The sequence below is a fragment of the Curtobacterium ammoniigenes NBRC 101786 genome (assembly GCF_001571045.1).
Classification (GTDB): domain Bacteria; phylum Actinomycetota; class Actinomycetes; order Actinomycetales; family Microbacteriaceae; genus Curtobacterium; species Curtobacterium ammoniigenes.
In genome coordinates this window covers 417664-442517 of the sequence record NZ_BCSV01000003.1, presented here as the reverse complement: position 1 = coordinate 442517, position 24854 = coordinate 417664, and the positions used below count along the sequence as shown (strand labels likewise).

General features: G+C 69.7%; 25 protein-coding genes and 1 tRNA gene. 19 read left to right on the top strand and 7 right to left on the bottom strand.

Annotated elements, in window-relative coordinates; genetic code table 11:
- Positions 1-28 precede the first annotated feature (28 nt).
- Positions 29-1498 carry a cation:proton antiporter domain-containing protein gene (locus tag CAM01S_RS09040; RefSeq protein ID WP_066519852.1) on the top strand — a complete coding sequence of 490 codons (1470 nt, stop codon included), beginning with the start codon at positions 29-31 and terminating at the stop codon, positions 1496-1498.
- A 113-nt stretch (positions 1499-1611) separates the two neighbouring features.
- Here the strand turns inward: CAM01S_RS09040 and CAM01S_RS09035 are convergent, their stop codons facing one another.
- From CAM01S_RS09035 to CAM01S_RS09020, 4 genes are read right to left on the bottom strand one after another with little or no spacing between them, the layout of a single operon-like run.
- Positions 1612-1815 carry a DUF6186 family protein gene (locus tag CAM01S_RS09035; RefSeq protein WP_066519851.1) on the bottom strand — a complete coding sequence of 68 codons (204 nt, stop codon included), beginning with the start codon at positions 1813-1815 and terminating at the stop codon, positions 1612-1614.
- Positions 1812-2507, bottom strand: coding sequence for a hypothetical protein (locus CAM01S_RS09030; protein ID WP_066519850.1), 696 nt, complete (start codon positions 2505-2507; stop codon positions 1812-1814). The genes CAM01S_RS09035 and CAM01S_RS09030 overlap by 4 nt, the downstream gene beginning before the upstream one ends.
- Before the next feature lie 10 nt (positions 2508-2517).
- Positions 2518-3159, bottom strand: coding sequence for an MBL fold metallo-hydrolase (locus tag CAM01S_RS09025; protein ID WP_066519846.1), 642 nt, complete (start codon positions 3157-3159; stop codon positions 2518-2520).
- Positions 3160-3168: 9 nt separating this feature from the next.
- Entirely contained in the window at positions 3169-4026 is an 858-nt protein-coding gene (locus CAM01S_RS09020; protein WP_066519845.1) for a DUF72 domain-containing protein, read from the bottom strand.
- A 67-nt stretch (positions 4027-4093) separates the two neighbouring features.
- Here CAM01S_RS09020 and CAM01S_RS09015 point away from each other — a divergent pair.
- The 4 genes from CAM01S_RS09015 to CAM01S_RS09000 all read left to right on the top strand — a co-directional run bounded on the left by CAM01S_RS09015 (position 4094) and on the right by CAM01S_RS09000 (position 5966).
- Positions 4094-4169, top strand: a tRNA-Glu gene (locus CAM01S_RS09015).
- A gap of 224 nt (positions 4170-4393) precedes the next feature.
- Positions 4394-4993 carry a fluoride efflux transporter FluC gene (locus CAM01S_RS09010; protein WP_083527889.1) on the top strand — a complete coding sequence of 200 codons (600 nt, stop codon included), beginning with the start codon at positions 4394-4396 and terminating at the stop codon, positions 4991-4993.
- On the top strand, positions 4990-5367 hold the full coding sequence (locus tag CAM01S_RS09005) for a fluoride efflux transporter FluC (protein WP_066519842.1): 378 nt from the start codon (positions 4990-4992) through the stop codon (positions 5365-5367). The genes CAM01S_RS09010 and CAM01S_RS09005 overlap by 4 nt, the downstream gene beginning before the upstream one ends.
- A complete protein-coding gene (locus tag CAM01S_RS09000) occupies positions 5364-5966 on the top strand; it encodes a histidine phosphatase family protein (protein WP_066519841.1) in 603 nt (200 codons plus the stop codon). Before CAM01S_RS09005 ends, CAM01S_RS09000 begins: the two co-directional genes overlap by 4 nt.
- Before the next feature lie 28 nt (positions 5967-5994).
- On the opposite strand, the gene CAM01S_RS08995 is transcribed toward CAM01S_RS09000, so the two are convergent.
- Positions 5995-7083, bottom strand: coding sequence for an FUSC family protein (locus CAM01S_RS08995; protein ID WP_066519835.1), 1089 nt, complete (start codon positions 7081-7083; stop codon positions 5995-5997).
- 134 nt (positions 7084-7217) lie between these two features.
- Between CAM01S_RS08995 and leuC the strand changes: the two genes are divergently transcribed.
- The 6 genes from leuC to CAM01S_RS08965 all read left to right on the top strand — a co-directional run bounded on the left by leuC (position 7218) and on the right by CAM01S_RS08965 (position 13698).
- Positions 7218-8690 carry a 3-isopropylmalate dehydratase large subunit gene (gene leuC, locus CAM01S_RS08990; protein ID WP_066519833.1) on the top strand — a complete coding sequence of 491 codons (1473 nt, stop codon included), beginning with the start codon at positions 7218-7220 and terminating at the stop codon, positions 8688-8690.
- Positions 8690-9286, top strand: coding sequence for a 3-isopropylmalate dehydratase small subunit (gene leuD, locus CAM01S_RS08985; RefSeq protein WP_066519831.1), 597 nt, complete (start codon positions 8690-8692; stop codon positions 9284-9286). Before leuC ends, leuD begins: the two co-directional genes overlap by 1 nt.
- The gene (murA, locus tag CAM01S_RS08980) at positions 9287-10654 is read left to right on the top strand and encodes a UDP-N-acetylglucosamine 1-carboxyvinyltransferase (protein WP_066519828.1); all 1368 of its coding nucleotides are present in this window, start codon (positions 9287-9289) and stop codon (positions 10652-10654) included.
- Between the two features lie 3 nt (positions 10655-10657).
- Positions 10658-11491, top strand: a complete 834-nt coding sequence (locus CAM01S_RS08975; RefSeq protein ID WP_083527888.1) for a lysophospholipid acyltransferase family protein — start codon at positions 10658-10660, stop codon at positions 11489-11491.
- Between the two features lie 89 nt (positions 11492-11580).
- Positions 11581-12594: an NAD(P)H-dependent glycerol-3-phosphate dehydrogenase gene (locus tag CAM01S_RS08970; RefSeq protein WP_066520043.1), complete on the top strand. Its 1014-nt coding sequence runs from the start codon at positions 11581-11583 to the stop codon at positions 12592-12594.
- Positions 12595-13698: a D-alanine--D-alanine ligase family protein gene (locus CAM01S_RS08965; RefSeq protein WP_066519825.1), complete on the top strand. Its 1104-nt coding sequence runs from the start codon at positions 12595-12597 to the stop codon at positions 13696-13698. It begins immediately after the preceding gene.
- On the opposite strand, the gene CAM01S_RS08960 is transcribed toward CAM01S_RS08965, so the two are convergent.
- Entirely contained in the window at positions 13695-14183 is a 489-nt protein-coding gene (locus tag CAM01S_RS08960; RefSeq protein ID WP_066519822.1) for a DUF3515 family protein, read from the bottom strand. The two genes, CAM01S_RS08965 and CAM01S_RS08960, sit on opposite strands and share 4 nt — an antisense overlap.
- 17 nt (positions 14184-14200) lie before the next feature.
- Here CAM01S_RS08960 and thiL point away from each other — a divergent pair, with 17 nt between their 5' ends.
- A complete protein-coding gene (thiL, locus tag CAM01S_RS08955; RefSeq protein ID WP_066519820.1) occupies positions 14201-15220 on the top strand; it encodes a thiamine-phosphate kinase in 1020 nt (339 codons plus the stop codon).
- Between the two features lie 14 nt (positions 15221-15234).
- On the opposite strand, the gene rsmD is transcribed toward thiL, so the two are convergent.
- A complete protein-coding gene (gene rsmD, locus CAM01S_RS08950; RefSeq protein ID WP_066519818.1) occupies positions 15235-15801 on the bottom strand; it encodes a 16S rRNA (guanine(966)-N(2))-methyltransferase RsmD in 567 nt (188 codons plus the stop codon).
- 43 nt (positions 15802-15844) lie between these two features.
- On the opposite strand from rsmD, the gene CAM01S_RS08945 reads away from it, so the two are divergent.
- From CAM01S_RS08945 to smc, 7 genes are all read left to right on the top strand, one after another.
- Positions 15845-18127, top strand: coding sequence for an ATP-dependent DNA helicase RecG (locus tag CAM01S_RS08945; RefSeq protein WP_066520041.1), 2283 nt, complete (start codon positions 15845-15847; stop codon positions 18125-18127).
- A gap of 32 nt (positions 18128-18159) precedes the next feature.
- Complete coding sequence (gene coaD / locus CAM01S_RS08940) at positions 18160-18645, top strand: pantetheine-phosphate adenylyltransferase (RefSeq protein ID WP_066519814.1); 486 nt, start codon at positions 18160-18162, stop codon at positions 18643-18645.
- A gap of 70 nt (positions 18646-18715) precedes the next feature.
- Entirely contained in the window at positions 18716-19270 is a 555-nt protein-coding gene (locus tag CAM01S_RS08935) for a YceD family protein (protein ID WP_066520039.1), read from the top strand.
- Positions 19271-19336: 66 nt separating this feature from the next.
- Positions 19337-19540: a 50S ribosomal protein L32 gene (gene rpmF / locus CAM01S_RS08930; protein WP_066519812.1), complete on the top strand. Its 204-nt coding sequence runs from the start codon at positions 19337-19339 to the stop codon at positions 19538-19540.
- Between the two features lie 13 nt (positions 19541-19553).
- Positions 19554-20288 carry a ribonuclease III gene (gene rnc / locus CAM01S_RS08925; protein ID WP_066519808.1) on the top strand — a complete coding sequence of 245 codons (735 nt, stop codon included), beginning with the start codon at positions 19554-19556 and terminating at the stop codon, positions 20286-20288.
- Entirely contained in the window at positions 20289-21248 is a 960-nt protein-coding gene (gene mutM / locus CAM01S_RS08920; protein WP_066519800.1) for a bifunctional DNA-formamidopyrimidine glycosylase/DNA-(apurinic or apyrimidinic site) lyase, read from the top strand.
- 31 nt (positions 21249-21279) lie between these two features.
- Positions 21280-24801: a chromosome segregation protein SMC gene (gene smc, locus CAM01S_RS08915; protein ID WP_066519798.1), complete on the top strand. Its 3522-nt coding sequence runs from the start codon at positions 21280-21282 to the stop codon at positions 24799-24801.
- Positions 24802-24854: the final 53 nt, after the last annotated feature.

The window sequence follows — 24854 nt, the reverse complement described above, 5'->3', positions numbered from 1 at the left end:
CGTCATCTCCGTACCCCTGAGGAGTCCCATGTCGACGCTGCCCTTCTCCGTCCTCGTCGCCGTCGCGGCAGCGGCAATCATCCTCGCCGTGTTCTCGCAGAAGCTCAGCCGATGGCTCCGTGTGCCGGCGCCAGTGTTCTTCCTCGCGGCCGCGGCGGTCGCCGCGCTCGCGCTCCCACCCGTCAGCGAGGCCGGCCGGAGCCTCGACGATCGGATCGTGTCCATCGCACTCGTATTCATCCTGTTCGACGGGGGGATGAAGATCGGTTGGCGGCGGTTCCGCGCCTCCGCAGCACCGATCGTCTGGTTGGGCGTCGTCGGCACGCTCGTGACCGCTGCGGCCATCGTGCTCGTCGCGCACTTCCTGCTCGGACTGGACTGGAGGCTCGCCCTCCTTGTCGGAGCAGCCCTCTCACCGACTGACCCGGCTGCCGTCTTCTCGGTGCTCGGCCAACGCGAGATCACCGGCCGCGTCGGGACGATGCTCGAGGGTGAATCCGGTGCGAACGACCCGGTGGGCATCGCGATCGTGACGAGCCTCCTGGCCGCGTCCGGCGGCGGCATGCAGGCGATCGGAACCGGCGTCCTGACGTTCGGGCTGCAGCTCGTCGTCGGTGCGGCGGTGGGCATCGTCGGAGGGCTGGTGCTTCGCGAGGTCCTCCAGCGGTTCGTGCTTCCGAGTGAGTCGCTCGCGTCGGTGCTCGCGATCGCGTCCGCCGCGTTCCTCTACGGGGCGGCGGACCTGGCCCACGGGTCGGGGTTCCTTGCAGTACTTGTCGCGGGCATCGCCATCGGCGACGCTCGAGCCCCTTATAAGACGGACATCGTCGGGTTCGCGAGCGGCGTCTCCAGCCTCGCTGAGATCACCGCGTTCGTTATGCTCGGGCTCACGATCCGTCTGCAGACCGTGTTCCGGCCCGACGTGCTCATCGGCGGAATCGTGCTCGCCGCGTTGCTCGTGTTCGTGATTCGGCCGGTGCTCGTCGGCGCGGTGTCGCTCCCGATCCGGCTCACCGGCGGAGAGCGTCTGTTCCTCCTCTGGTCCGGCCTCCGCGGCGCCGTGCCGATCCTGCTCGGACTCACGATCCTCAGCGCTGGCGTGCCCGGCGCGTCCGGTGTCTACGCGATGATCTTCGTGGTCGTCTTCGTGTCGGTGCTGCTGCAGGGGAGTCTCGTCCCGCTGTTCGCGCGGATCGGCAAGGTTGCGATGCGTGAGGTCGAACCACGACCGTTCGCCCTCGACATTCGGTTCGCGCATCCGCCGACCAACATGCACCGACTCATCGTCGATGAAGGGTCCGATGCGGACGGTGCGACTGTCGCATCCCTGCAGACGGGAGGGACGGCGTGGCTCTCGATGGCGAGTCGCGACGGGCGGAACCTTCCGTTGCATGCCGAGGCGGCCCTCCAGGCAGGTGACATCGTCATGATTCAGTCGCCGGACGACGACGCGTTCCTCGACCGGTTCACGGTGCCACCGGACGACGAGTCCGACTGACGGGCGAGCTACCCCGGACGGCGAGTCCGACTGACGGGCGAGCCACCCCGGACGACGAGTCCGACTGACGGGCGAGCTACCCCGGACGGCCGCCCGCACGGTCGGGCGGCTGGTCACGGTCCCGACACGAAGAAGTGCCAGCCGAGCCACCACCAGAACGTCAGCACGGTGATGCGCGCCGCGCGCGTCCTGAGCACACGGTTGAGGAGCGTCGATGCGGGCGCGATCCGATCCGGTATCCGGCGCGAGACGATGACGAGCGTGAGCCCCGCCAACCCGATCGTCGCGTACACGATGGTGGTGAGGACGTGCATCATCGCCGCTCCCCGTCGGTCCGGGCGAGGCGTCGCCGGTGTGGCCCGCGGCGCCCGCTGCCGACGCGCCTCCCGAGCCCGCGGTCGGTCCCGACCCCGACCCCGTGCCGAATGAGCGCCGCACCCGCCGCGAGCCAGATCGCGAAACCGAGCCCGCGCACGACGCGATTGTCGAGGAGCGGAGCGATGAGGTCGGACAGCGCCGGATGCTGCCAGTCGGCGCGCGCAGAGCCGACGCCGAGGAAGAAGTTCAGCAGCTCCCACGTGCAGAGCGCGACGATGAGGACTGCCCAGAGCCCGGCGCTCCGTGCCGTGGCATCGTGGAGCGCCCGCATCGGGCGGTCACGGGGCCAGGCGAGGATTGAGGCGAGCACGCCGGCGGCGACAACGGCGACGAGCGCGACGATCGACTGCGGGGCCGCGACACCGACCCCGGCGGCGACGAGGAGCCCGACGACGACGGTGGCGCGCCAGGTGAACGACTGCTCCGGAAGCCGAAGGAGCGGTCGGCGCCGTCGGCGCGTGCGACGGCGCGAGGTGATGAGCGCGTCGATCACGAGCGCGACCGCGACGCCGGCGAAGACGATGCCGTCGACGGGCGCACCGCGGCCGAATTGGAAGCCGCTCGTGATCAGGAGGATTGCCGCCCACGGCCAGGTCAGCGCGAGGCGCTGCAGTCTCGTCGATGTGCTCATGTCGTCCGCCTCACACGGTGATGGACTCGCCGGCGCGGACGATCACCGCCGTCCCGTGCGGTTCGGTGGCTTGCGCAAGGCGCATCGTCGCCTGGTCGAACCCAGCAGCGGACAGGGTCCCCTCGTGCGTCGGCATCGAGCGGGCCGGAGCTACCGAGCTGACGTAGTCCATCATCTCGCCGACCTTCAACCACGGCGCTCCGACGGGACAGACGAGGAGGTCGACCGGAACGCCCGGGTTCGTATAGGCGTCGCCGGGATAGAACAGCCGATCGTTGATCAGCACGCCCGTGTTGTCCACGAGCGGCACCGATGCGTGAATGCGCTCGTGCTTCGTCCCGAAGAACCGAAGGGTGAACGGGCCGACGGTCCGGAGCGCGCCATCGCCGATGACGTCCACCGCCACGTCGGGCACTTCGGCGCGAAGCGCAGACGCGACGCCCGGCGGTCCTAGCACCACGGCCTCCGGATTGGTGCCGAGGATCCGACGCAGCTGCTCGCTCGTGATGTGATCCGGATGCTCGTGGGTGATCACCACCGCGACGACACCGCTCGCATCGACAGGACGGGTGTAGTTGCCGGGATCGATAACGAGAGCGGCGTCGCCCTCGGTCACGATCAGACACGCATGTTCCAGCTTCGTGACGCGCATACCGGCACGCTACGCCGAGGGCAACCCGCGTTGCCGGACGATCCGTTGCAGTGCGAGCGCATCCCAGGGGGCGTGCCGCTCGGCATCGTTGTCGAAGTACACGAACACATCGCGTCCGGCGCGGATATGGGCGGCGATGCGGGATGCCCACACCCCGAGGGCTTGCGGAGAATAGCCGTCCGCGTAGACACGCGGCGCGCCATGCAGTCGCAGATACGCGAACGATGCCCCGGTGTCGTGGGTGAATCGCGACCAAGCAGGCCCCGCGTGACTGTCGACGAGCGCGATGCCGTGCTCACGCAGGATCGCGAGATGCGCCTCCGTCACGGCGCGTGGGTCGCGGATCTCCAGGGCCGCACGGATGGGCGCACTGTCGGGAGGCTGTGGTCGCGTCCCGTCCTCGTCGCCCGGGTCGAGATGCACGCGGTCGTCATGGTCGCTCGCCAACCGGCGCGCGGCCCCGAAGGTGCGGGGGAGGCCCGCGCAGAACCCCTCGAGGAGAGCCGGGTCCGGAGCGAAGCCGTCCGGCAGCTGCCACAGCACCGGTCCGAGCCGGTCACCGAGTTCGAGGACGCCTGACGCGAAGAAGTTCGCCAACCCCTGATGCGGCGTCCGGAGATGCAGCATGTGTGTGAGGAATCGACCGCCTTTGACGGCGAACGAGAAGCCCGACGGCACCGCCGCAGCCCAAGCGCGATAGCGCGATGGCCGCTGGAGCGAATAGAACGAGCCGTTCAACTCGACGGTGGGAAATCGTTCCCCGACGTACTCGAGCCAACGGCGCTTCGGCAGCCGCTCCGGATAGAAATCACCGCGCCACGCGTCGTACTGCCAGCCCGACAGCCCGATCCGAACCTGTGGCGACACCCGGCCACCGTATGCCCGTTTTGCTGCAGGTGGCGGTGCTGTGCCATACTCTTCGAGTTGCCAAAACGGCCCCATCGTATAGCGGCCTAGTACGCCGCCCTCTCACGGCGGTAACGCGGGTTCGAATCCCGCTGGGGTCACCACCGAATGGTCGTGACAGAACGCGTCGCAGCAACATCCGAATCCCTCGCTCTGGCGAGGGATTCGTTGTTTTCCGGTAGCCTTGCAGCGTCTCCCGACCCGGCAGTGGGGCCTGCCGGACCAAACCGCGACGACGCCAACGGTCCCTATCCCGCATTCGCTCGCACGCGAATCGCATCCGCTCCTGGGTGCACCGCTGCGTGCCTGTCCCGGCGATAGGAGCACCATGTCCGCCCAACCCGAGCCGCACGGCGGCGATCATCAGCCGATCGGAGCCGAGCCGGTAAGCGATGACCGCGTCGACAGCGGCACGTCCCACACCGCGGCGGAGACGATCGAGACGATCGACCCCGACTCCGACTCCGACTCGCTGGCGCTGTCCCGAGCGTCGTCGCAGCGTCCGGTGCATCTCCGGTGGTCGTCGATCGGCCTCGTCGCGCTCGGCGGTGCAGTCGGCACCGCCGTACGGGCGGTGCTCGCCGCGGCATTTCCGGACGCTCACGGCATCTCGTGGATCATCTTCTGGATCAACGTCATCGGCGCCTTCGCACTTGGGGGCCTGATCGAGTCGCTCGCGCGTCGCGGACCTGACATCGGCAGGCGACGGCGGGTGCGCCTCCTCATCGGTACCGGCGTGCTCGGCGGGTTCACGACGTACTCGACGCTCGCAGTCGACACGGCGAAGCTGCTCGTCGAAGGGCGCTGGGGTCCGGGGGCGGGGTATGCGGGCCTGACCGTCGTGTCGGGAGTCGTCGCGGCGGCGCTTGGGATCGTGGCCGCCGCACGGCTCTCCGCGCGGACACCGAGCGAGGAGGCTGTGCGATGAGCGTGCTGAGCCTTGTGCTCGTCGCCGTCGGCGGGGGCGTCGGTGCGGCCGGTCGGCTCGCGCTGGACGGTGCCGTCAAGGCACGCACGCGCACGCCGCTGCCCGTGGGCACGATCCTCATCAACGTGTCGGGCTCGCTGCTGCTCGGGTTCATCACCGGCCTCTCGGGGGCCGGGCTGCTGCCATCCCTGGCCGCGGCTGCGCTTGGTACGGGCATGATGGGTGGGTACACGACGTTCTCCACGGCGAGCGTCGAGACCGTGCAGCTGATGCGCGCGGGCCGCCCCGTGCTCGGCGTGCTGAACGGTCTCGGCATGCTCGTCGTGTCGGTCGCAGCAGCAGTGCTCGGCCTCCTGCTCGGAAGGATCGCATGACCACGGATCGCCCCGGTGAGCTCGTTCTCGTCCGTCATGGAGAGACCGAGTGGTCCAAGAGCGGCCAGCACACCGGTCGCACCGACATTCCGCTGACCGAGAACGGCATCGAGCAGGCCAAGCGCGCCGGACGGTATCTGGCGGATCGGACGTTCGCGCTCGCGCTCACATCGCCATTGCAACGTGCGCAGGACACAGCGCGCTACATCGGCGTGGACGCGGAGATCGACGACGACCTCATGGAGTGGGACTACGGCGCCTACGAAGGCCTGACGACACCACAGATCCGCGTCCTCCGCCACGGGCCATGGGACCTCTGGGATGACGGCGTCCCCGCGGGTGACACCCCCGGGGAGAACGCCGCCGAGGTGCGCGTTCGCGCCGAGCGGGTGCTCGACCGCGCGCGTCCGGTGCTCGCCGACGGCAAGGATGCCGTCTTCGTGGCGCACGGCCACGTGCTCCGCGCGATCGGCGCGGCGTGGATCCGACTCGCGCCGCACGACGGTGCAGTCCTCTACCTGACGACCGCATCGGTGTCGACACTCGGATACGAACACGGCCGCCCGGTGCTCGACAGTTGGAACGTCCGTCCGCGCTGACGCTGCCGCGCACCGCGCCTGAAGTGCCTCAGACCGTGCGGATGCTCGACGTGACGCCGAGTGCCCGCCCGCGCCGACGCTCCACCGCGCGGCCGGCGAGGAGCAGGAGGACGCTGATCGGCGCGCCGAGCGTCGTCTGCACCGTGCGATCGAGTGCGAGGGCAGCCGGCGCCTCCGGCAGGCTCAACCACGAGACGCTCAACGCCAGCGGCGTGAGGAACAGCAGGGCCACGGCATAGTTCTTCGCGACGAAGATCTCCGCACCGAACTGGCCGAGGAACGCGAGCACGACCACCCACCACACGTCGGGATGCAGCGACAGCACGAGCACGGCGATGATGACGCCACCGTAGGTCCCGAGCACGCGATGCAGCGACCGCTGCACGGTGTGCCGCTGACGCATCGCGGGGAGGGTCGACACGACCGCGACGACGGCCCAGTACGGGTGCCCGAGACCGGGAAGGCTCACCGCGATCGCCCCGGCGATCAGCGCGCCGACCACGTTCAGCCCGACGGTCTCCCACAGTGCCGACTGTCGGAGGACCGTGAGCGACCGCCGCGGCTCGGGAGCGAGCTGACGGAACCAGCGCGGGTGGCGCCTCCCGAACAGCCGCCGCAGGACCGCGCCGGACAGGGCGACGCACCATGCGAACACCACCGAGGCGACGATGACGAGGAGTGCCCCGGGAAGTTCGGTGGCCCGGAGCGGGACGAGCGCTGCGACGAGGAATGCGAACACGGGGAAGATCGGCTGCGCGGGAATCGTCCCGAGCACGGTGAGCAGCGCACACGAGACGATGAGGACCGCGACGAGCCCGAGCGCCTCCACCCAGAGCGCCGCGTGTGCCATGCCGATCGCGAGACCGCCGAGCATGCACAGGACCTGCAGGATGCCGGCGCTCGTCGTGGTGACGATCCGATGCCGGTACTGTTCGCGGGCGCCGAAGATCGCCGTGAATCCCGCGAACAGGGCGAACGCGGCATATTGCTGCATCCCGAGGATCACGAGCACGACGAGCGGAACGCCCCCTGCCGCCGCCGCGCGGACCGCCCCCTCAAGGTTGCGGGAACGCGGGATCGGCTGACGGGTGGGTGTGGAGGCCGAGTGCTGCGTCATGACCCGTTCATTCTGGTGCCTCCCGGGCGCAGAACCCTCGAGGATGGGACAGCCTTAATTGGTATACCAACGGTGCTACACTCGCCGGACGCCGCACTGACGCGGATGAATGACGCGAAAAGAGGAACGGGCTCATGGGTAGGACGCTCGCCGAGAAGGTCTGGGACGACCACGTCGTGGTCAAGGGGGAGAACGGCACGCCGGACCTGCTCTACATCGACCTTCACCTTGTGCATGAGGTGACGAGCCCCCAGGCCTTCGACGGTCTCCGGCAGGCCGGCCGCCCGGTCCGACGGCCCGACCTGACGATCGCGACCGAAGACCACAACACGCCGACGCTCGCGATCGACAAGCCGATCGAGGATCCGACGAGCCGCACCCAGATCGAGACGCTCCGACGGAACTGCGCCGAGTTCGGCGTCCGGCTCCACCCGCTCGGGGACGCAGAGCAGGGCATCGTGCACGTCGTCGGGCCGCAACTCGGGCTGACGATGCCGGGAATCACCGTCGTGTGCGGCGACTCCCACACGTCGACCCACGGCGCCTTCGGTGCGATGGCGTTCGGCATCGGTACGAGCGAGGTCGAGCACGTGCTTGCCACGCAGACACTGCCGCTGAAGCCGTTCAAGACGATGGCGATCACGGTCGAGGGTGAGCTGCGCCCCGGCGTGACGGCGAAGGACATCATCCTCGCGGTCATCGCAAAGATCGGTACGGGCGGCGGCCAGGGCTACGTGCTCGAATACCGTGGCTCCGCGATCCGCGCCCTGTCGATGGAGGGGCGCATGACGATCTGCAACATGTCGATCGAAGCGGGCGCGCGAGCGGGGATGGTCGCGCCCGATCAGACCACGTACGACTACGTGCAGGGTCGCGCCCATGCGCCGACCGGTGCCGCCTGGGACGAAGCGGTGGCCTACTGGGAGACGCTCCGCACCGATGACGACGCCGTGTTCGACGCGGAGGTCTTCATCGACGCCGATGCGCTCGAGCCGTTCGTGACCTGGGGGACGAACCCTGGCCAGGGCGTGTCGCTCTCCGACTCGGTGCCGGATCCCGCGGACTTCGACGACCCGAACGACCGCGCGGCAGCGGAGCGTGCCCTCGCCTATATGGACATCGCCCCCGGCATGCCGATGAAGTCGATCGCGGTCGACGCGGTCTTCATGGGCTCGTGCACCAACTCGCGCATCGAGGATCTCCGCGCGTTCGCATCGATCGTCCGCGGTCGGAAGAAGGCTGACGGCGTTCGCGTCATGGTCGTTCCCGGGTCCGCTCGCGTCCGCCTCGAGGCCGAAGCCGAGGGGCTCGACAAGGTCTTCACCGAATTCGGCGCAGAATGGCGATTTGCCGGGTGCTCCATGTGTCTCGGCATGAATCCGGATCAGCTGGCCCCTGGCGAACGCTGCGCATCGACCTCGAACCGGAATTTCGAAGGTCGACAGGGCAAGGGAGGCCGGACGCACCTGGTCTCGCCGCTGGTCGCCGCCGCCACGGCGATTCGCGGAACCCTGTCGAGTCCGTGGGACCTCGGCGAAGATGACGCACGCGCGGCCGTGGACGACGCCGAACCCGCAGTCTCAGTCACGAACGAAGGAGCTCGCTGATGGACAAGATCGATATCGTCACGGGAATCGCGGCGCCGCTCAAGCGCTCGAACGTCGACACGGACCAGATCATCCCAGCGGTCTACCTGAAGCGCGTCACGAAGACCGGCTTCGAGGACGCACTCTTCGCGGCATGGCGACAGGACCCGGAGTTCGTCATCAATCGGCCCGAGTTCCGTGGCGCGTCCATTCTCGTCGCCGGCCCCGATTTCGGCACCGGCTCGAGCCGGGAGCACGCCGTGTGGGCGCTGCGCGACTTCGGCTTCCGCGTGGTGATCGCACCGCGTTTCGGGGACATCTTCCGGGGCAACGCCGGCAAGCAGGGCCTCGTCACCGCGCTCGTCGCGGAGCCCGAGGTCGAGCGGATCTGGGCCGAGATCGACGCGAACCCGGGGATCGAGGCGACCGTGGATCTCCCGAACAAACGCGTGTCGGTGGGGTCGGTGGACACGACGTTCGAGATCGACGCTTACACTCAGTGGCGGTTGATGGAAGGGCTCGATGACATCGGGCTCACCCTCCGTGACGAACCCGCGATCACGGAGTTCGAACAGCGCCGCGCACGATGGCGGCCAGAGACATTGCCGGTGAACTAAGTGAACTCACTCGTACAGGACGCAGCGGCGGCCGGAGCCCAGGTCGGGCTCAAGTCGGACGAGATCGTCATCCGCGGCGGGAAACCGCTGGTCGGACGCGTCGAAGTCCGCGGGGCCAAGAACCTCGCCACCAAGGCCATGGTTGCCGCGCTCCTGGGCGAGACGCCCTCGATCCTGAAGGACGTGCCCGACATCGCCGACGTCGGCGTCGTCCGCGGTCTCCTCGGCGTGCACGGCGTGCGGATCACTGACCCGGCGCGCGGCGAGCTGATCCTCGACCCGTCCAACGTCGAGTCGGCGCACTTCGCGGAGATCGACGCGCACGCAGGGTCGAGCCGTATCCCGATCCTGTTCTGCGGGCCGCTCCTGCACCGGCTCGGCGAGGCGTTCATTCCCGACCTCGGGGGCTGCCGCATCGGTGACCGACCGATCGACTTCCACCTCGACGCGCTCCGCGCGATGGGCGCGGTGGTCGACAAGCAGCTGTCCGGCATCCACATCACGGCGCCGAACGGTCTCAAGGGCGCGAACATCGAGCTGCCCTACCCCAGCGTCGGCGCCACCGAGCAGGTGCTCTTGTCGGCGGTGCTCGCCGAAGGAGTGACCGAGCTCCGGAACGCTGCGATCGAGCCCGAGATCATGGACCTGATCGCCATCCTGCAGAAGATGGGCGCCGTGGTCTCGGTGGAGCCGAACCGCGTCATCTTCATCGAGGGCGTCCGGAAGCTGCGCGGATACACGCACCGCGCGATCAACGACCGGAACGAAGCGGCGAGCTGGGCCTCCGCAGCGCTGGCGACGAACGGTGACATCTTCGTCGAGGGCGCGAAGCAGCAAGACCTCATGACGTTCCTGAACGTGTTCCGGAAGGTCGGCGGCGGATTCGACATCGTCGAAGACGGCATCCGCTTCTACCGCGAGCTCGACGTCCTGAAGCCCGTGGTCATCGAGACGGACGTGCACCCCGGATTCATGACGGACTGGCAGCAGCCCCTCGTGGTCGCCCTCACCCAGGCCGAAGGCCGGAGCGTCGTGCACGAGACCGTCTACGAGAACCGATTCGGGTTCACTGACGCGCTCAATGAGATGGGCGCGGACATCGTGGTCCACAAGGAAGGTCTGCCGGGCCATGACCGTCGTGTCGCCCGGCGCCCGTTCGAGCAGGCCGCCGTCATCACCGGTCCGACGAAGCTGCACGGCGCGAATGTGCGCGTCCCCGACCTCCGAGGCGGGTTCAGCCACCTCATCGCGGCCCTCACCGCGGAGGGGGAGTCGCACATCACCAACGTCGGCATCATCAGCCGCGGCTACGAGCACTTCATTCCGAAGCTGCGCAAGCTCGGCGCCGACTTCGACTTCGCCGGCTGAGCGATGACCAGCCCCGATCCCATCGACGTGGGCGGAGCGCGGGACGAGGCGGCGGTGCGCAGGTCAGACCGGGTGACCACGGGCCTCCCGGTCCCGGGACGCCGCTGGCGCCGCGGCGAGCTGAACACGGCGTTCCGGATCGTCGCGACGTTCGTCATTCCGACGTTCCGATTCGCCGCCCATTTTCACTGGCACGGTGAGCGCCGGCTTCCGGCGACCGGCGCGTTCGTCGTCGCGCCGAACCACTTCACGAACATCGATCCGCTCGTCGTCGGGACCGCCGTCTACCTGCACCGTCGGCTGCCGCAGTACCTGGCGAAGGCGTCGCTCTTCCGGGTGCCGGTCCTCGGTGCGCTGATGCGCGGTATGGGTGACATCCCGGTGGAGCGCTCCGGCCGCACGCGGGGAAGCGATCCGCTGGCGGGAGGCGGATCCCTCGTCACCCACGGCGGCGGCCTCATCGTCTATCCGGAGGGCACGCTCACCCGCGACCCCGATCTCTGGCCGATGCGCGGCAAGACCGGTGCCGTCCGGATCGCGCTCGAGAACGATGTGCCGCTCATCCCGATGGCGCACTGGGGGACGCAGGGGATCATGCCGCGCTACGGCAAGAAGCTCCGGCTCTTCCCACGCACCCGTGTCGATGTGATCATCGGCGAGCCCCTCGACCTCTCCCGGTACCGTGGCAAGCCGATCGACCAGCACCTGCTGCAGCAGGCGACCGAAGAACTCATGCAGGCGATCACGGCGCTCGTCGAAGAGCTCCGCGGCGAGCGCGCGCCGGCGACGCGCTGGGATCCCGCGGCGAACAACCAGAAAGAGACCGGACGGTTTTGAGCGACCCGGCCCTGCAGCCCAACCACTCCCGCCAAGATCCGATCGAGGCCGCTCCGGGCGCTGTCGACACTGCGGCGATCCGCGTGGTGATGCGGACGGCGCAGTCGCGCCGCGTCGCCGTGATCGGTGCCGGGAGCTGGGGGACCACGTTCGCGAAGGTCCTCGCGGAGGGCGGCGCGACCGTCACGATCGGTGCCCGACGACCGGAGGTCGCCCGCGAGATCACCGAGACGAAGCGGAACTCGGGGTACCTGCCCGGCATCAACCTGCCCCGTACGATCACCGCGTCGACCTCCCTCGCGGAGGTGCTCGACGGGGCGGAGCAGGTGTACATCTCGGTGCCGAGCCAGAGCCTTCGCGAGAACCTCATCGAGCTCGCGCCGCTGCTGCCGCCGACGGTGCCGGTCGTCTCGCTGATGAAGGGCGTGGAGCAGTCGACGGGCCTGCGGATGAGCGAGGTGCTCCGTGACGGGCTCGCCATCGACGAGGACCGGATCGCGGTGGCGAGCGGCCCGAACCTCGCGCTGGAGATCGCGCGACGGCAGCCGACCGCAGCCGTCGTCTCATCCACGAGCATCGAGACCGCGACCGCCGTCGCCGCGGTGGCGACGAACCCGTACTTCCGGTCGTTCATCAACACGGACGTCATCGGCACGGAGTTCGGCGGTGTCCTCAAGAACCTCATCGCGGTGGCGATCGGCATCGTGGACGGCGTCGGCTACGGCGAGAACACGAAGGCGTCGATCATCACCCGCGGCCTCGCCGAGATGACCGAGTTCGCGGTGTCCCTCGGCGCGCAACCGTCGACGTTGTCCGGTCTCGCGGGCCTCGGCGACCTCATCGCGACCTGTCAGTCGCCGCTCTCGCGGAACAACACGGCCGGTCGGCTCCTCGGTCAGGGATATCGGTTCGACGAAGTCGTGCGCGCCATGAACCAGACAGCGGAGGGGCTCGCATCGGTTGCGCCGATCCTCACGCTCGCAGCCGCGAACGGCGTAGACATGCCCATCGTGTCGCAGGTCGGCGAGGTGCTCGCCGGTAGGCTCGATCCGCGGAACATCGCCCCGCACCTCACCGAGACCGACGAACCGCAAGGGGAGTAGATGCCGAGCCCGACCACCGTCGCCGTCCTGTTCGGTGGCCGCTCCAGCGAACACGAGATCAGCTGCGTCACCGCCGGTGGCATCATGGCCGCCATCGATCCCGACCGCTTTCGGATCATCCCCGTCGGGATCACCCGGGACGGTGCATGGACGCTGCAGACGGACGATCCGGCCTCCTGGGCGCTCGGCACCGACGAGCACGGCGCGACCGTCCTGCCGACGGTGGCCGACAACGGCAGCCGTGTGCGCCTCCCGGATCGTGCCGGATCGCGGGAACTCACCGTGGTCGACGCGAACGGCGTGACGGCCTCGCTCGGACCGGTGGATGTGGTGTTCCCGATCCTGCACGGCCCGTTCGGTGAAGACGGCACCGTGCAGGGCATGCTCGAGCTCGTCGGGATGCCGTACGTCGGGGACGGCGTGCTCGCCAGCGCGCTCGGCATGGACAAAGCGATGTCGAAGCGGGTGCTGCAGACCGCGGGCATTCGTGTCGCACCGTGGGCCGCTGTTCGGCGCCGTGAGTGGGTCGCCGATCGGGAGGCCGTGGCTGAGTCCGCTGCCGCGCACGGCTTCCCGCTGTTCGTGAAGCCCGCCCGTGCCGGGTCGAGCATGGGCGTCTCGCGAGTGGACGAGCCGTCCGCGCTCGCTCCAGCGCTCGATCTCGCGTTCGAGCACGACAGCACCGTGATCATCGAGCCGCGGATCGTCGGCCGCGAGATCGAGGTCGCGGTGCTCGAGGGTCGCGATGGAACCCCTCGCACGAGCGTCCCTGGCGAGATCGTCGTCGCTCCGGACGGGTTCTACGATTTCGCCGCGAAGTACCTCGGCGGCGATGAGCAGCTGCGGTGTCCCGCGCCGCTCAGCGAGACCGACTCGGATGCGGTGCGGTCGATCGCCGCGCGCGCGTTCGAGGTGCTCGGGTGCGCAGGTCTCGCCCGGGTCGACACGTTCCTCACGGACGACGGATTCGTCGTGAACGAGATCAACACGATGCCGGGCTTCACCCCGCTGTCGATGTACCCGCGATGCTGGGCGGCGACCGGTCTCCCGTACTCGGAGCTCGTCGCGGAGCTCATCGAGCTCGGCCTGGCTGCGGAACGTTAGCCTGCCGGCGTCGCCGCGTCCGACGGTGCGAGGCAGCGGAGTCCGTTCCGCGGAAGCGTCCCGACGGCCGTGCCGATGTCCTGCAGGACCGATGGTGTCGCCCGAGTGCTGTCGATGACGACCTGCACGGCGGGATTACGACCGTAGGTCGTGTAGATCACGTCGTTGCCGCGTGCGTCGCGGATCCAGTCGATCTGGTCGAGCGTGAAGCACGGCAGGTTCGACACGACGGGGACGGCGACGCCGCAGCGGTAGAGGACGGCGGTGGGCGTTCCCCATGCGGCCGTGGACTGCGCGTTCGTGGTGCGCTGCCGGAGCGTTCCGTCGACGGTGCCGGGGAGGCGTACTTGCGCGCCGGCGCAGGCGACGGCGTTCGCGGACGGAGCGGCGCCCATGCTGACCGTGCCCGCGCACCCGGTCAGGCCGACGACGAGGACGGCGGCCGCCGTGAGCACCAGCGGGAGTCGTATGCGGGACCGGTCCATCGCCTCCAGGCTAGCGTTTGAGCGTGCAGGAGACGGATGCGGCGGTCGGCGCCGATGGGACGGTCGGGGCGCTCGGGGAACGTGCGGTGCTCGCGCGGATCGTGGCGCGCCTCCGGTCCGGGGATGCGGCGATCGTCGGACCGGGGGACGACTGCGCCGTCGTTCGAGTGCCGGACGGCCGAACGGTGATCACGACCGACATGATGGTCCACGGCCCTGACTTCCGGTTCGCGTGGTCGGGTCCGGAGGACCTCGGCTGGAAGGCCGCGGCGACGAACCTGTCGGACGTGGCCGCCATGGGCGCGCGGCCGACCGCGCTGCTCGTCGCGCTCGCCGTCCCGCCGACCACACCCGTCGCGGTGTTGGAGGGCTTTGCCGACGGGCTACGGGCCGCATGCGACGCGCTCGCTCCCGGGTGCGGTGTCGTCGGCGGCGATCTCTCGACATCGGAGACGTTCACGGTGACGGTCACGGCGCTCGGCGACCTCGACGGGGGAGCTCCGGTTCTCCGGTCCGGTGCGTCCGTCGGCGATGTCGTCGCCGTCGCTGGAGCGCTCGGTGTCGCTGCCCGCGGGCTTGCGATGCTGTTCCGGCACGGGGTCGACGAGCGCGGCACGCCGGACGCCTCGGTGCTGGCCGATTGGCTGGCGAATGCGGATGAGGGCGCGCGGGAGGCTGTGGCCCGCCAGCGGCGACCGCGTCCGCCGGTCGAGAGCGGCGTTCATGCGAGCCGTGCGGGGGCGACGGCGATGCTCGACCTCTCGGACGGCCTCGCGATCGACGCGAGCCGGCTCGCGGACGCGAGCGCCGTCACGATCGAACTCGATCCCGCGACCGTGCCCGACGGCCCTGAGCTGTACGGCGGCGAGGACCACGGACTCCTCGCAACATTTCCGTCCGATGCCGACCTGCCGGCGCCGTTCCGGGCGATCGGCCGGGTCGTGGCGCGGAGCGCGACAGCCGTGACGCGCGCGGGCGCGCCGGTCGATCCGATCGGCTGGGACCCGTACACCGATTGGGATGGCGCGACCGGCTGACGGACCCACGCCGATCAGGGGGAGGCGGGACGCGCCTCCCACACGATCGTCTCGCCGTACGCGCGGCGTGCGACCCGCTCGAGGGACGACGGCCACCCCGGTTCCGGCGATCGCTTCGCGCGCTCGACGACGACGAGCGCGTCCGGGGTGAGATGCGCCGCAAGCGCCGCCAGAACCGCGTCGAGCTCGGCTGCGGTGCCCTCGTACGGCGGGTCGATGAACACCAGGTCGAACATTCGGGTGGTGGTGCGGAGGTACGCCGCCGCAGGCTGGCCGACGACGGCGATCGATGCCGCGTCGCCGAGGCGCCCGGTCACGGCGTGCGCGTTCTGCCGACACACTGCGACCGCCGCTGCAGCGCCGTCGACGAGCGTGACCTCGGCAGCACCGCGGGAGGCTGCCTCAAGCCCGAGCGCGCCGGTTCCCGCGAACAGGTCCAGCACCGCGGCACCGTCCAGCAGGTCCCGCGCTTCCAGGGAGGAGAAGATCGCTTCTCGGACGCGATCGCTCGTCGGGCGAGTGCCGGACCGTGGAACGCGGAGCGTCAGCGAGCCTGCAGCGCCGGCGATGATGCGCGTCATGCCAGCAACGGTATCGGTCGGTGGGGCGGGCTACCGTTGGAGCATGCCCACGCGTTCCGCAACCGGCGCGGCCTCCGCGCTCGATGAGCGGCTGTCGGCGGTCCTCGGAGGCCGCACCGCGACGGCGTTCGAGCGCGCGTTCGGCTACCGCACGGTGGGTGAACTACTCGACCACGCACCGCGCCGGTACGCCGAGCGCGGAGCCCTGACTGCGCTGGACGAGCTCGCGATCGGCGAGTCCGTGACCATCGTGGCCGAGGTCGTCGCGGTGCAGGAACGCTCGATGCGCGCGCGGCGCGGTTCCATCCTCGAGGCGAAGATCGGCGACGGCGCCGGCCGCTTCCTCACACTCACGTTCTTCAATCAAGGCTGGCGCGCCCGCGACCTTGTTCCCGGCGTTCGCGGCATCTTCGCGGGCAAGGTCGGTGACTATCGCGGCGCGCGGCAGCTCGCGCACCCCGACTACGAGCTCTTCGACGACGATGGTCACGCCGACGCCGGGACGACGTCCGGCGATGCCGCGCTCACCGCCGAGGCGATGCGCCGCGCGCAGCAACCGGTGCCGATCTACCCGGCGACATCGTCGCTCGCGTCATGGCAGATCGCGCGCGCCATCGGGGTCGTGCTCGACACCCTGCCCGAGCTCGAGGATCCCATCGATCCGACCGTGCGCGCCCGACTGGACCTGGTGCCGTACCGCCGCGCGCTCGAACTGTTGCACCGACCCGAGCGCATCGCGGACGTCGCTCGGGCTCGCGCGGCACTGCGCTATCGGGAGGCGCTGGTGCTGCAGACCGCGCTGGTCCGGCGCCGACTCGAGCTGCGCGAAACCGCCGCGACGCCGCGGGTGACGCGACCCGGCGGGCTGCTCGAACGCTTCGATGCGCGTCTGCCGTTCACGCTGACGCCCGACCAGGAGGCGGTCGGCGACGCGATCGGCGCGGATCTCGCCGCGGAGTGGCCGATGCACCGGCTCGTTCAGGGCGAGGTCGGTTCCGGGAAGACGCTCGTCGCGATTCGCGCGATGCTCACGGTCGCCGAGTCCGGTGGGCAGTCGGCGCTCATCGCCCCGACGGAAGTGCTTGCCGCGCAGCACCTGCGCTCCCTCGCGCGGTTCCTCGGCCCCGATCTGCAGGCGGAGCTCCGGCCGGTCATCGTCACCGGCTCGCAAGGGTCGAAGGAGCGGCAGCGTGCCCTGCTCGCTGCGGCGTCGGGTGGGTCACGGATCGTCGTCGGCACCCATGCGCTGCTCGGCGATCGTGTCGACTTCGCGGACCTCGGCCTTGTCGTGGTGGACGAGCAGCACCGCTTCGGGGTCGAACAGCGGGAGGCTCTGCGCACGAAGGGTCGCGTTCCGCCGCACGTCCTCGTCCTCACCGCGACGCCCATTCCCCGCACTGTCGCCATGACAGTCTTCGGCGACCTCGACGTGTCGACGATCGAGGCGGTGCCCGCGGGGCGCCCCGGCGTCGAGACATTCACGGTCCCGCTCCGGGAACATCCGGGCTGGGAGGCGCGGATCTGGAGTCGCACCCGCGAAGAGCTCGACGCGGGGCGGCAGGCGTTCGTCGTCTGCCCCGCGATCGACGATGCGACCGCGGAGGATGACGAGTCCGTACTGCCTCTGGCCGACGTCGACGCGCAGCGCTCGGCGCGGTCGCGGGCCGAAGCGGCTGACGGGGGGCGACCCGACAGCGCTTCGGCTGCCGCCGGCCCAGCCACGGTGGTCGGCACCCTCGAGCGCATCCGTGCGATGCCGGCCTTTGCTGGCCGCCGGGTGGAGGCATTGCACGGACGATTGAGCGCCGACGACAAAGATCGGGTGATGTCCGCGTTCGCGCGCGGCGAGATCGACGTGATCGTCGCCACGACCGTCATCGAGGTCGGTGTCGACGTGCCGAACGCCTCGGTCATGGTCGTGCTCGACGCGGATCGTTTCGGGGTCTCCCAACTGCACCAACTCCGCGGTCGAATCGGGCGGGGGGAACACGCCGGCGTCTGTCTGCTGGTCACGCAGGCGGAAGCCGAAAGCCCGTCTCGTGAGCGCGTCGATGCGGTCGCCGCGTCGAATGACGGGTTCGAACTCGCGCGAATCGACCTCGAGCTCCGTCGCGAGGGCGACGTGCTCGGCGAACGGCAGTCCGGCGGACGCTCGTCGCTGGTGTTCCTCCGCGTCGTTCGTGACGCAGAGGTCATCGTGGACGCCCGACAGGAGGCCGAACGTCTGCTCGGCGCGGATCCGACGCTCGACGCGCACCCGGCGCTCGCCGAGGCGATTGCGCGACGCCTCGCGGCGGATGACGAGGCGTTCCTCGGCAAGAGCTGAGGGCATTCGCCCGTCGCCGATAGGCTCGGCGCATGACCCAGATCGCTGTCGTGCCCGGCTCGTTCGACCCGGTCACCCTCGGTCACCTCGACGTGATCCGTCGGGCAGCGCAGATCTTCGAGCAGGTCCACGTGCTCGTCGTGCACAACCCGGACAAGAAGCCGGCCATGTTCGAAGCGGGCGAGCGCGTGCGACTGATCCGCGCCTCCCTGGAGGAACTCGGCGAAGTCGGCGATGTCCGTGTCGGCGAATGGACCGCCGGGCTGCTCGTCGACTACTGCCGGTCCGTCGGGGCGACCGTCCTCGTGAAGGGCGTGCGCTCCGGCGAGGACGTCGCGTATGAGACGCCGATGGCGATCATGAACCGGCACCTTGCCGACGTCGAGACGGTGTTCCTGCTCCCGGACGCGGGCCGGTCGCACGTGTCCAGCTCGCTGATCCGGCAGGTGTCGTCACTCGGCGGCGACGTGACGCCGTACGTGCCGCGCGTTGTCGCAGCGGCGCTCGCAGCGCGCTGACGGCGTTCATGGCGGCGTCTGGTCGCCGATCTGCCGCCGCTTCGACGGTCACGCGGTAGGCTGGTCAACCGTGTCCAGCCCGGCCTCGAACCCGTACGCCATCCGTATCCGCGACCTCGCGCAGCGTCCCGGCGAGATGCGCACGCTCGAACGTGACATCACGGTTCCAGAGACGCTGGGCGCCGGGCAGATCGTCGTTCCCGAGGGCGCGACGCTGCAACTCGATCTCCGTCTGGAGAGTCTGCACGAGGGAATCCTCGTCAGCGGGCACGCGAGCGCAGAGGCCGTCGGCGCATGCAGTCGGTGCCTGATCGAGATCACCGAACCGGTCGAGGTCGATTTCGCCGAACTGTTCGCGTATGATGCTTCGGAGGATTTCGACTACCAGGTTCACGATGATCACGTGGATTGTGAACCAGTGGTTCGAGACGCGGTAGTGCTGTCGCTTCCGTTCCAGCCGGTCTGCCGACCGGACTGTCCAGGCCTTGACCCGGTAACGGGTGAGCGTCTGGCTGACGTCGGCGAGCGTGCGGCTCCTGAGCAGATCGACCCCCGGTGGGCGGCGCTGCAGGAACTGCGCGCGAACGGCGGAGCGAACACCGACGCCGAGCCGACCGAGCGCTGACAGTCCAGCGCCAGCCCACGAGGACCTGATGTTCAGCGCGAGCTGACGAAACAGAGAGAGAAACCCATGGCCGTTCCCAAGCGCAAGCAGTCCCGCGCGAACACCCACGCACGCCGCTCGCAGTGGAAGGCGGCGCCCATCGCGCTCGTCAAGACCATCGAGAACGGCAAGGTCGTCTACAGCCTCCCGCACCGCGCGCGGGTCGTCGAAGACTCCGCGGGCACCCCGCTGTACATGGAGTACAAGGGCCGCAAGGTCGCTGACGTCTGATCGACGTTCACTGATGTCCGCTTCGTCCGGTTCCGCTGGCGTTTCGCCCGCGCAACCGGACGTTGCGCGTCTCCGGGACATCCTCGGCGCCGACATCGACCTGGACCTGCTCGAGGTCGCGCTGACGCATCGGTCGTACGCGTATGAGCACGGCGGCCTCGCGCACAACGAACGTCTTGAGTTCCTGGGCGACTCGATCCTGGGCCAGGCGGTCACCGTCAAGCTCTTCCGATCCTTCCCAGACCTCGATGAGGGCGAACTCGCCAAGCGCCGCGCCAGTCTCGTGTCGACCGTCGCCCTCGCCGAGATCGCGAGAATGATCGGCCTCGGCGAGTACGTTCACCTCGGTCGCGGCGAGATTCTGACGGGCGGACGCGACAAGTCGTCGATCCTCGCGGACACGGTCGAGGCGATCATCGGGGCGTCGTTCCTCTCCGCCGGGCCGGACGCGACGACCGATCTCGTGCTCCGGCTCGTCGACCCGCTCTTCGTCGACCCGGAGCGGTTCGGGGCGGCAATGGATCCGAAGACCAGCCTGCAAGAGCTGGCGGCGTCGCTCGGCCTCGGCAACCCCGTGTATCGGATCGCCGACGAAGGCCCCGACCACGACAAGACCTTCCACGCGACAGTCGTCCTCGCGGGCGACGAGGTATCCGTCGGAACGGGCTCCAGCAAGAAGAGCGCAGAGATGGCGGCCGCGCTGGACGCATGGACCCGTCTCTCCGGCCGAGCGGAGCGGACCGCCTAGGTGCCGGAGCTCCCAGAGGTCGAGGTCGTTCGGGCCGGCCTCGAACCGGCGGTGACCGGTGCCACGATCCTCGACGCGGTTGTTCGAGACCCGCGCGCGCTCACGCGCCACGACGGGTCAGCCGCTGATTTCACGGAACGCCTCGTCGGTCGAACCATCGCCGCCGCCGTCCGCCGCGGAAAATTCATCTGGATGCCGCTGTCCGCGGACGAGGCGCTCGTCGCACACCTCGGCATGAGCGGTCAGATCCTGCTCCGCCGCGACGCTGATGTCGCGCTCCCGACGCACGCGCGGATCGTGCTCGACGTTGCGCCGGTCACGGTCGATGCCGCCGGTGCTCGCGAGGCGCCCGTGCAACTCGTGTTCGTCGACCAGCGCACCTTCGGTTCCATGGCGATCGACCCGATGCTGCCGACGATCGACGACGAACCGGCCGGCTACGCGGGCAGAGCCGATGCCGTGGATTCGAACGCAACCTGGCGTCGCCGCATCCCGCAGCAGGTGTCACACATCGCGCGCGATCCGCTCGACCCAGCGTTCGATGACGATCGCTTCGTCGCACTGGTGGGTCGTCGGCGTTCCGGCATCAAGCGGATCCTCCTTGACCAGGGAATCGTCAGCGGCATCGGCAACATCTACGCCGACGAGTCGCTCTGGGGGGCGCGCCTCCACGGCGAATGGCCGGGCGATCGGCTTCCGCGCGCGCGCGTCCGGGTGCTCCTCGACGAGGTGCGCAGCGTGCTCCGGCGCGCCCTCGAGGATGGTGGAACGAGCTTCGACGCGCAGTACGTCAACGTCAACGGACAGTCGGGGTACTTCTCGCAGCGCCTCGCGGTCTACGGGCAGCAGGGGAGGCCGTGCCGGCGCTGTGGCGCGACCATCGTTCGCGAAGCCTTCATGAACCGCTCGAGTCATCGATGCCCCGTGTGCCAGCGCCGTCCACGCGCTGCGCTGCGTTAGCCTGACCGCACGATTCGTCGTCAGGAGTGCCGTGTACTTGAAGAGCCTGACCCTGCGGGGCTTCAAGTCGTTCGCCCAGCCGACCACCTTCGCACTGGAACCGGGAGTGACCTGCATCGTCGGTCCGAACGGGTCCGGCAAGTCCAACGTCGTCGACGCGCTCGCCTGGGTCATGGGCGAACAGGGCGCGAAGACCCTGCGCGGCGGAAAGATGGAAGACGTCATCTTCGCCGGAACCTCGACACGGGGGCCCCTCGGTCGGGCGCAGGTCACTCTGACGATCGACAACAGCGACGGGGCCCTGCCGATCGAGTACACCGAGGTCACGATTTCCCGCACGCTGTTCCGCAACGGTGGGAGCGAATACGCGATCAACGGCGAGTCGTGTCGTCTCCTGGATGTCCAGGAGCTCCTCAGCGACACCGGGCTCGGGCGAGAGATGCATGTCATCGTCGGTCAGGGACAACTCGACCGCGTGCTGCACGCCACCCCGGAGGATCGACGCGGGTTCATCGAGGAAGCCGCCGGGATTCTCAAGCACCGTCGTCGCAAAGAGAAGACCGTTCGCAAGCTCGAGGCGATGCAGACCAATCTCACCCGGCTCTCCGACCTTGCGGGCGAGCTCCGTCGGCAGCTGAAGCCGCTCGGACGGCAGGCCGAGGTGGCACGCCGCGCGCAGACCGTCGCCGCGGTCGCGCGCGATGCCAAGGCGAGGATCATGGCGGAGGACGCGGTGCGCCTCCGGCACGAACTCGCGGAGCACCTGGGCGTCGAAACGGGGCAGAAGTCCGAACGGATCGTCGTGCAGGAGCAGCTCGAGCAGGTCCGGCTGCGGCAGCAGCACATCGAGCAGACCATGGTGTCCGACGACGTCGACCGAGCTCGGACCGTGGTCCACGGTCTCGAAAGCGTTCAGGAGCGCGTGCAGAGCCTCGGTGCGCTCGCCCGGCAGCGCCTCGTGTTCCTGGCGCAGCAGGCCGAGGCGCCGGAGCCGGGCCCGCGTGTCACGCCCGATCAGGTGGAGCGATCCCGCACCGAGGCCGCGCGCCTCGAAGCGGAAGCCGACGGGCGCGCCGGCGACCTCACCGCCGCACACCAGCTGGTCGCCACGACGCGCGCCGAGCTCGACGCGCTCGACGAGCAGATCGCCGCGCAGAGCGCGCTCGTGACCGCGCACGACCTCGAAGCGCAAGCGCGCGCGAACCGCGTGCAGCAAGCCGAAGCCGCACAGGCGGCCGCCAGTGCGGACCTCGCGCGACGACAGCGCGCCCTCGCCGATGCCGTCGCCCGGGCCGACCTCGCGGACGCTGCGCTCGCCGCCCTGCCCGCCGACCCCGGCGCCGAAGCGGATGAGACGGTGCTCGCGCATGCACTCGAGGTCGCACGCGCCGCCCAGCAGGCCGCGCAGAGCGAGCGCGACGCCGCCCGTGACGCCCTGCACGCGCTCGAACGGGAGCGGGACGCGCTCGACGCCCGCGTGCACGCGCTCGCGCTCGCGCTCGATGTCCGCGACGGAACCCAGGCCCTCATCAGCGCCAGTCGCCCAGGGGTCGGCACACGGCTCTCGGACGCCATGCGGGTGACGCCCGGGTATGAGGCAGCCGTCGCCGCCGCGCTCGATGTGCTCGTCGATGCAGTGGTCGTCGACTCGCTCGCCGACGCCCGCGCCGCTGTCGACTACGCGCGGAACAGCGACATCGGAGCGATCACCGCGGTGCTCGCGGACAACGGCACACCGGACTCGCTCGCTGCCGCGCCCGCCGGGACCACGGTGGCTGCGGACGTGGTCACCGGGCCGCCAGTCGTCCGCGCCCTACTGTCCCGGACACTCATCGTCGAGGCCGATCAGGTCGATCCGGAGGCGCTCCTCGCCTCCCAGCCGGATCTCGCGCTCGTGACCCGCGCCGGCGACATTCTGTCGACGACGATTGTCCGTGGCGGGGGAGCACGTCGCACCTCGCGAATCGAGATCGCCGCTCAGCATGAGGATGCGACGATGCGGCTCGCGGCAATGGCGACGGACGTGGCGGCGGCGACCGAGCGCCTCCAGATCGCGCGGGCGACGGTGGACGCGTCGCGGAATGCCGCCGACGAGGCGGAGCGCGCGCTGCGCTCGTACACGACGGCCAAGGCCGCGTATGACCGGAGCAGCGCCTCGGCGCGAGCGACCGCGACGACGGCGCATGCGGAGGTCGAGCGCCTGGAACAGGCGTTGGCCGAGTCTGGCCCCGCCGCCGACGAGGCGGAGCGCGCGCTCGCGGACGCGCGTGCCGCCGTCGACGCGTTTGCAGGGACGCCGCGCCCAGTCGTCGATGCGACCGGCCGACCGGCGCTCGCGGCTGCCCTCGAGCAGGCGCGTGCCGCGGAGATCGAGCAGCGCATTGTCATCGAGACCGTCCGCGAGCGGGCGCGAAGCGAACGGGATCGCGCGGCGCGCCTCGGCCGGCAGTTGGAGGCCGAACGCCAGGCGTCGCTCGAGCGCGCTCGAGCGCAGGTCGTGCGTCGTCGCGCGATGGCGACAGCCGAGAGCGTGCTCGCCGACCTCCCGCTCCTCGCTCACGGCATCGATCGGTCGCTCGCGGCCGCACGGGCAGCGCTGCAGGAGGCTGAGACGGCTCGCGCCGCTCGCAACACCGAGCTGGTCGAGATCCGAGCGCGGGAACGATCCCTGCGCGAGCGTGTGCAGACCATCGCGGACGGGCTCCACGGGCTCGAGATGCAGATCTATGAGAAGCGGCTGCACCTGTCGTCCCTCGTCGACCGTGTCGCGAGCGAGCTCGGCGTGGATGAATCGGTGCTCGTGGCTGAGTACGGGCCGGACCAGCCGGTGCCGACCGGCGGTACGGATGAGGACGGCTCCCCGCAGACAGTCCCGTACGTGCGCGCCGAGCAGGAGCGTCGGCTTCGCGACGCGGAACGCGATCTGGCGCAGCTCGGCAAGGTCAATCCGCTGGCGCTCGAGGAGTTCCAGGCGTTGGAGCAGCGGCACGCGTTCCTGACCGAGCAGCTCGCGGACCTCACGAAGACCCGAGCAGACCTGCTCACGATCATCGAGGAGCTCGATGGCAAGATGCAGGCGATCTTCGCCGCCGCGTTCGAGGACACGCGGCGCGCGTTCGACGAGGTGTTCCCGATCCTGTTCCCAGGCGGATCGGGAACGATCACGCTCACCGATCCCGGTGCGCTGCTGACCACCGGCGTCGATGTGCAGGTCCGGCCCGCGGGGAAGAAGATCGACCGGCTCACGCTGCTCTCCGGCGGTGAGCGCTCGCTCGCGGCGATTGCGCTGCTTGTCGCGATCTTCACGGCGCGGCCGAGCCCGTTCTACATCATGGACGAGGTGGAGGCGGCGCTCGACGACGCGAACCTCGGTCGACTCCTCACGGTGTTCGGACGCCTTCGTGCCTCGTCGCAGCTCATCGTGATCACCCATCAGAAGCGCACGATGGAGATCGCGGATGCGCTGTACGGCGTGTCCATGCGGCAGGACGGGGTTTCTGCGGTTGTTGGCCAGCGAGTACAGACCCGCGAGCCCGCGGAGGCGGTGGCCTGACCGCGGCGAGCTCACGCTACGAGGCGTCCTCGCAGGTCCCAATGCGGCCTGAC

Excerpts from the sequence above, each read along its gene's own strand:
- CAM01S_RS09040 (WP_066519852.1), top strand. The coding sequence starts at position 29 with ATGTCGACGCTGCCCTTCTCCGTCCTCGTCGCCGTCGCGGCAGCGGCA.
- CAM01S_RS09035 (WP_066519851.1), bottom strand. The coding sequence starts at position 1,815 with ATGATGCACGTCCTCACCACCATCGTGTACGCGACGATCGGGTTGGCG.
- CAM01S_RS09030 (WP_066519850.1), bottom strand. The coding sequence starts at position 2,507 with ATGAGCACATCGACGAGACTGCAGCGCCTCGCGCTGACCTGGCCGTGG.
- CAM01S_RS09025 (WP_066519846.1), bottom strand. The coding sequence starts at position 3,159 with ATGCGCGTCACGAAGCTGGAACATGCGTGTCTGATCGTGACCGAGGGC.
- CAM01S_RS09010 (WP_083527889.1), top strand. The coding sequence starts at position 4,394 with ATGTCCGCCCAACCCGAGCCGCACGGCGGCGATCATCAGCCGATCGGA.
- CAM01S_RS09005 (WP_066519842.1), top strand. The coding sequence starts at position 4,990 with ATGAGCGTGCTGAGCCTTGTGCTCGTCGCCGTCGGCGGGGGCGTCGGT.
- CAM01S_RS09000 (WP_066519841.1), top strand. The coding sequence starts at position 5,364 with ATGACCACGGATCGCCCCGGTGAGCTCGTTCTCGTCCGTCATGGAGAG.
- CAM01S_RS08995 (WP_066519835.1), bottom strand. The coding sequence starts at position 7,083 with ATGACGCAGCACTCGGCCTCCACACCCACCCGTCAGCCGATCCCGCGT.
- leuC (WP_066519833.1), top strand. The coding sequence starts at position 7,218 with ATGGGTAGGACGCTCGCCGAGAAGGTCTGGGACGACCACGTCGTGGTC.
- leuD (WP_066519831.1), top strand. The coding sequence starts at position 8,690 with ATGGACAAGATCGATATCGTCACGGGAATCGCGGCGCCGCTCAAGCGC.
- CAM01S_RS08975 (WP_083527888.1), top strand. The coding sequence starts at position 10,658 with ATGACCAGCCCCGATCCCATCGACGTGGGCGGAGCGCGGGACGAGGCG.
- CAM01S_RS08970 (WP_066520043.1), top strand. The coding sequence starts at position 11,581 with ATGCGGACGGCGCAGTCGCGCCGCGTCGCCGTGATCGGTGCCGGGAGC.
- CAM01S_RS08965 (WP_066519825.1), top strand. The coding sequence starts at position 12,595 with ATGCCGAGCCCGACCACCGTCGCCGTCCTGTTCGGTGGCCGCTCCAGC.
- CAM01S_RS08960 (WP_066519822.1), bottom strand. The coding sequence starts at position 14,183 with ATGGACCGGTCCCGCATACGACTCCCGCTGGTGCTCACGGCGGCCGCC.
- rsmD (WP_066519818.1), bottom strand. The coding sequence starts at position 15,801 with ATGACGCGCATCATCGCCGGCGCTGCAGGCTCGCTGACGCTCCGCGTT.
- CAM01S_RS08945 (WP_066520041.1), top strand. The coding sequence starts at position 15,845 with ATGCCCACGCGTTCCGCAACCGGCGCGGCCTCCGCGCTCGATGAGCGG.
- coaD (WP_066519814.1), top strand. The coding sequence starts at position 18,160 with ATGACCCAGATCGCTGTCGTGCCCGGCTCGTTCGACCCGGTCACCCTC.
- rpmF (WP_066519812.1), top strand. The coding sequence starts at position 19,337 with ATGGCCGTTCCCAAGCGCAAGCAGTCCCGCGCGAACACCCACGCACGC.
- rnc (WP_066519808.1), top strand. The coding sequence starts at position 19,554 with ATGTCCGCTTCGTCCGGTTCCGCTGGCGTTTCGCCCGCGCAACCGGAC.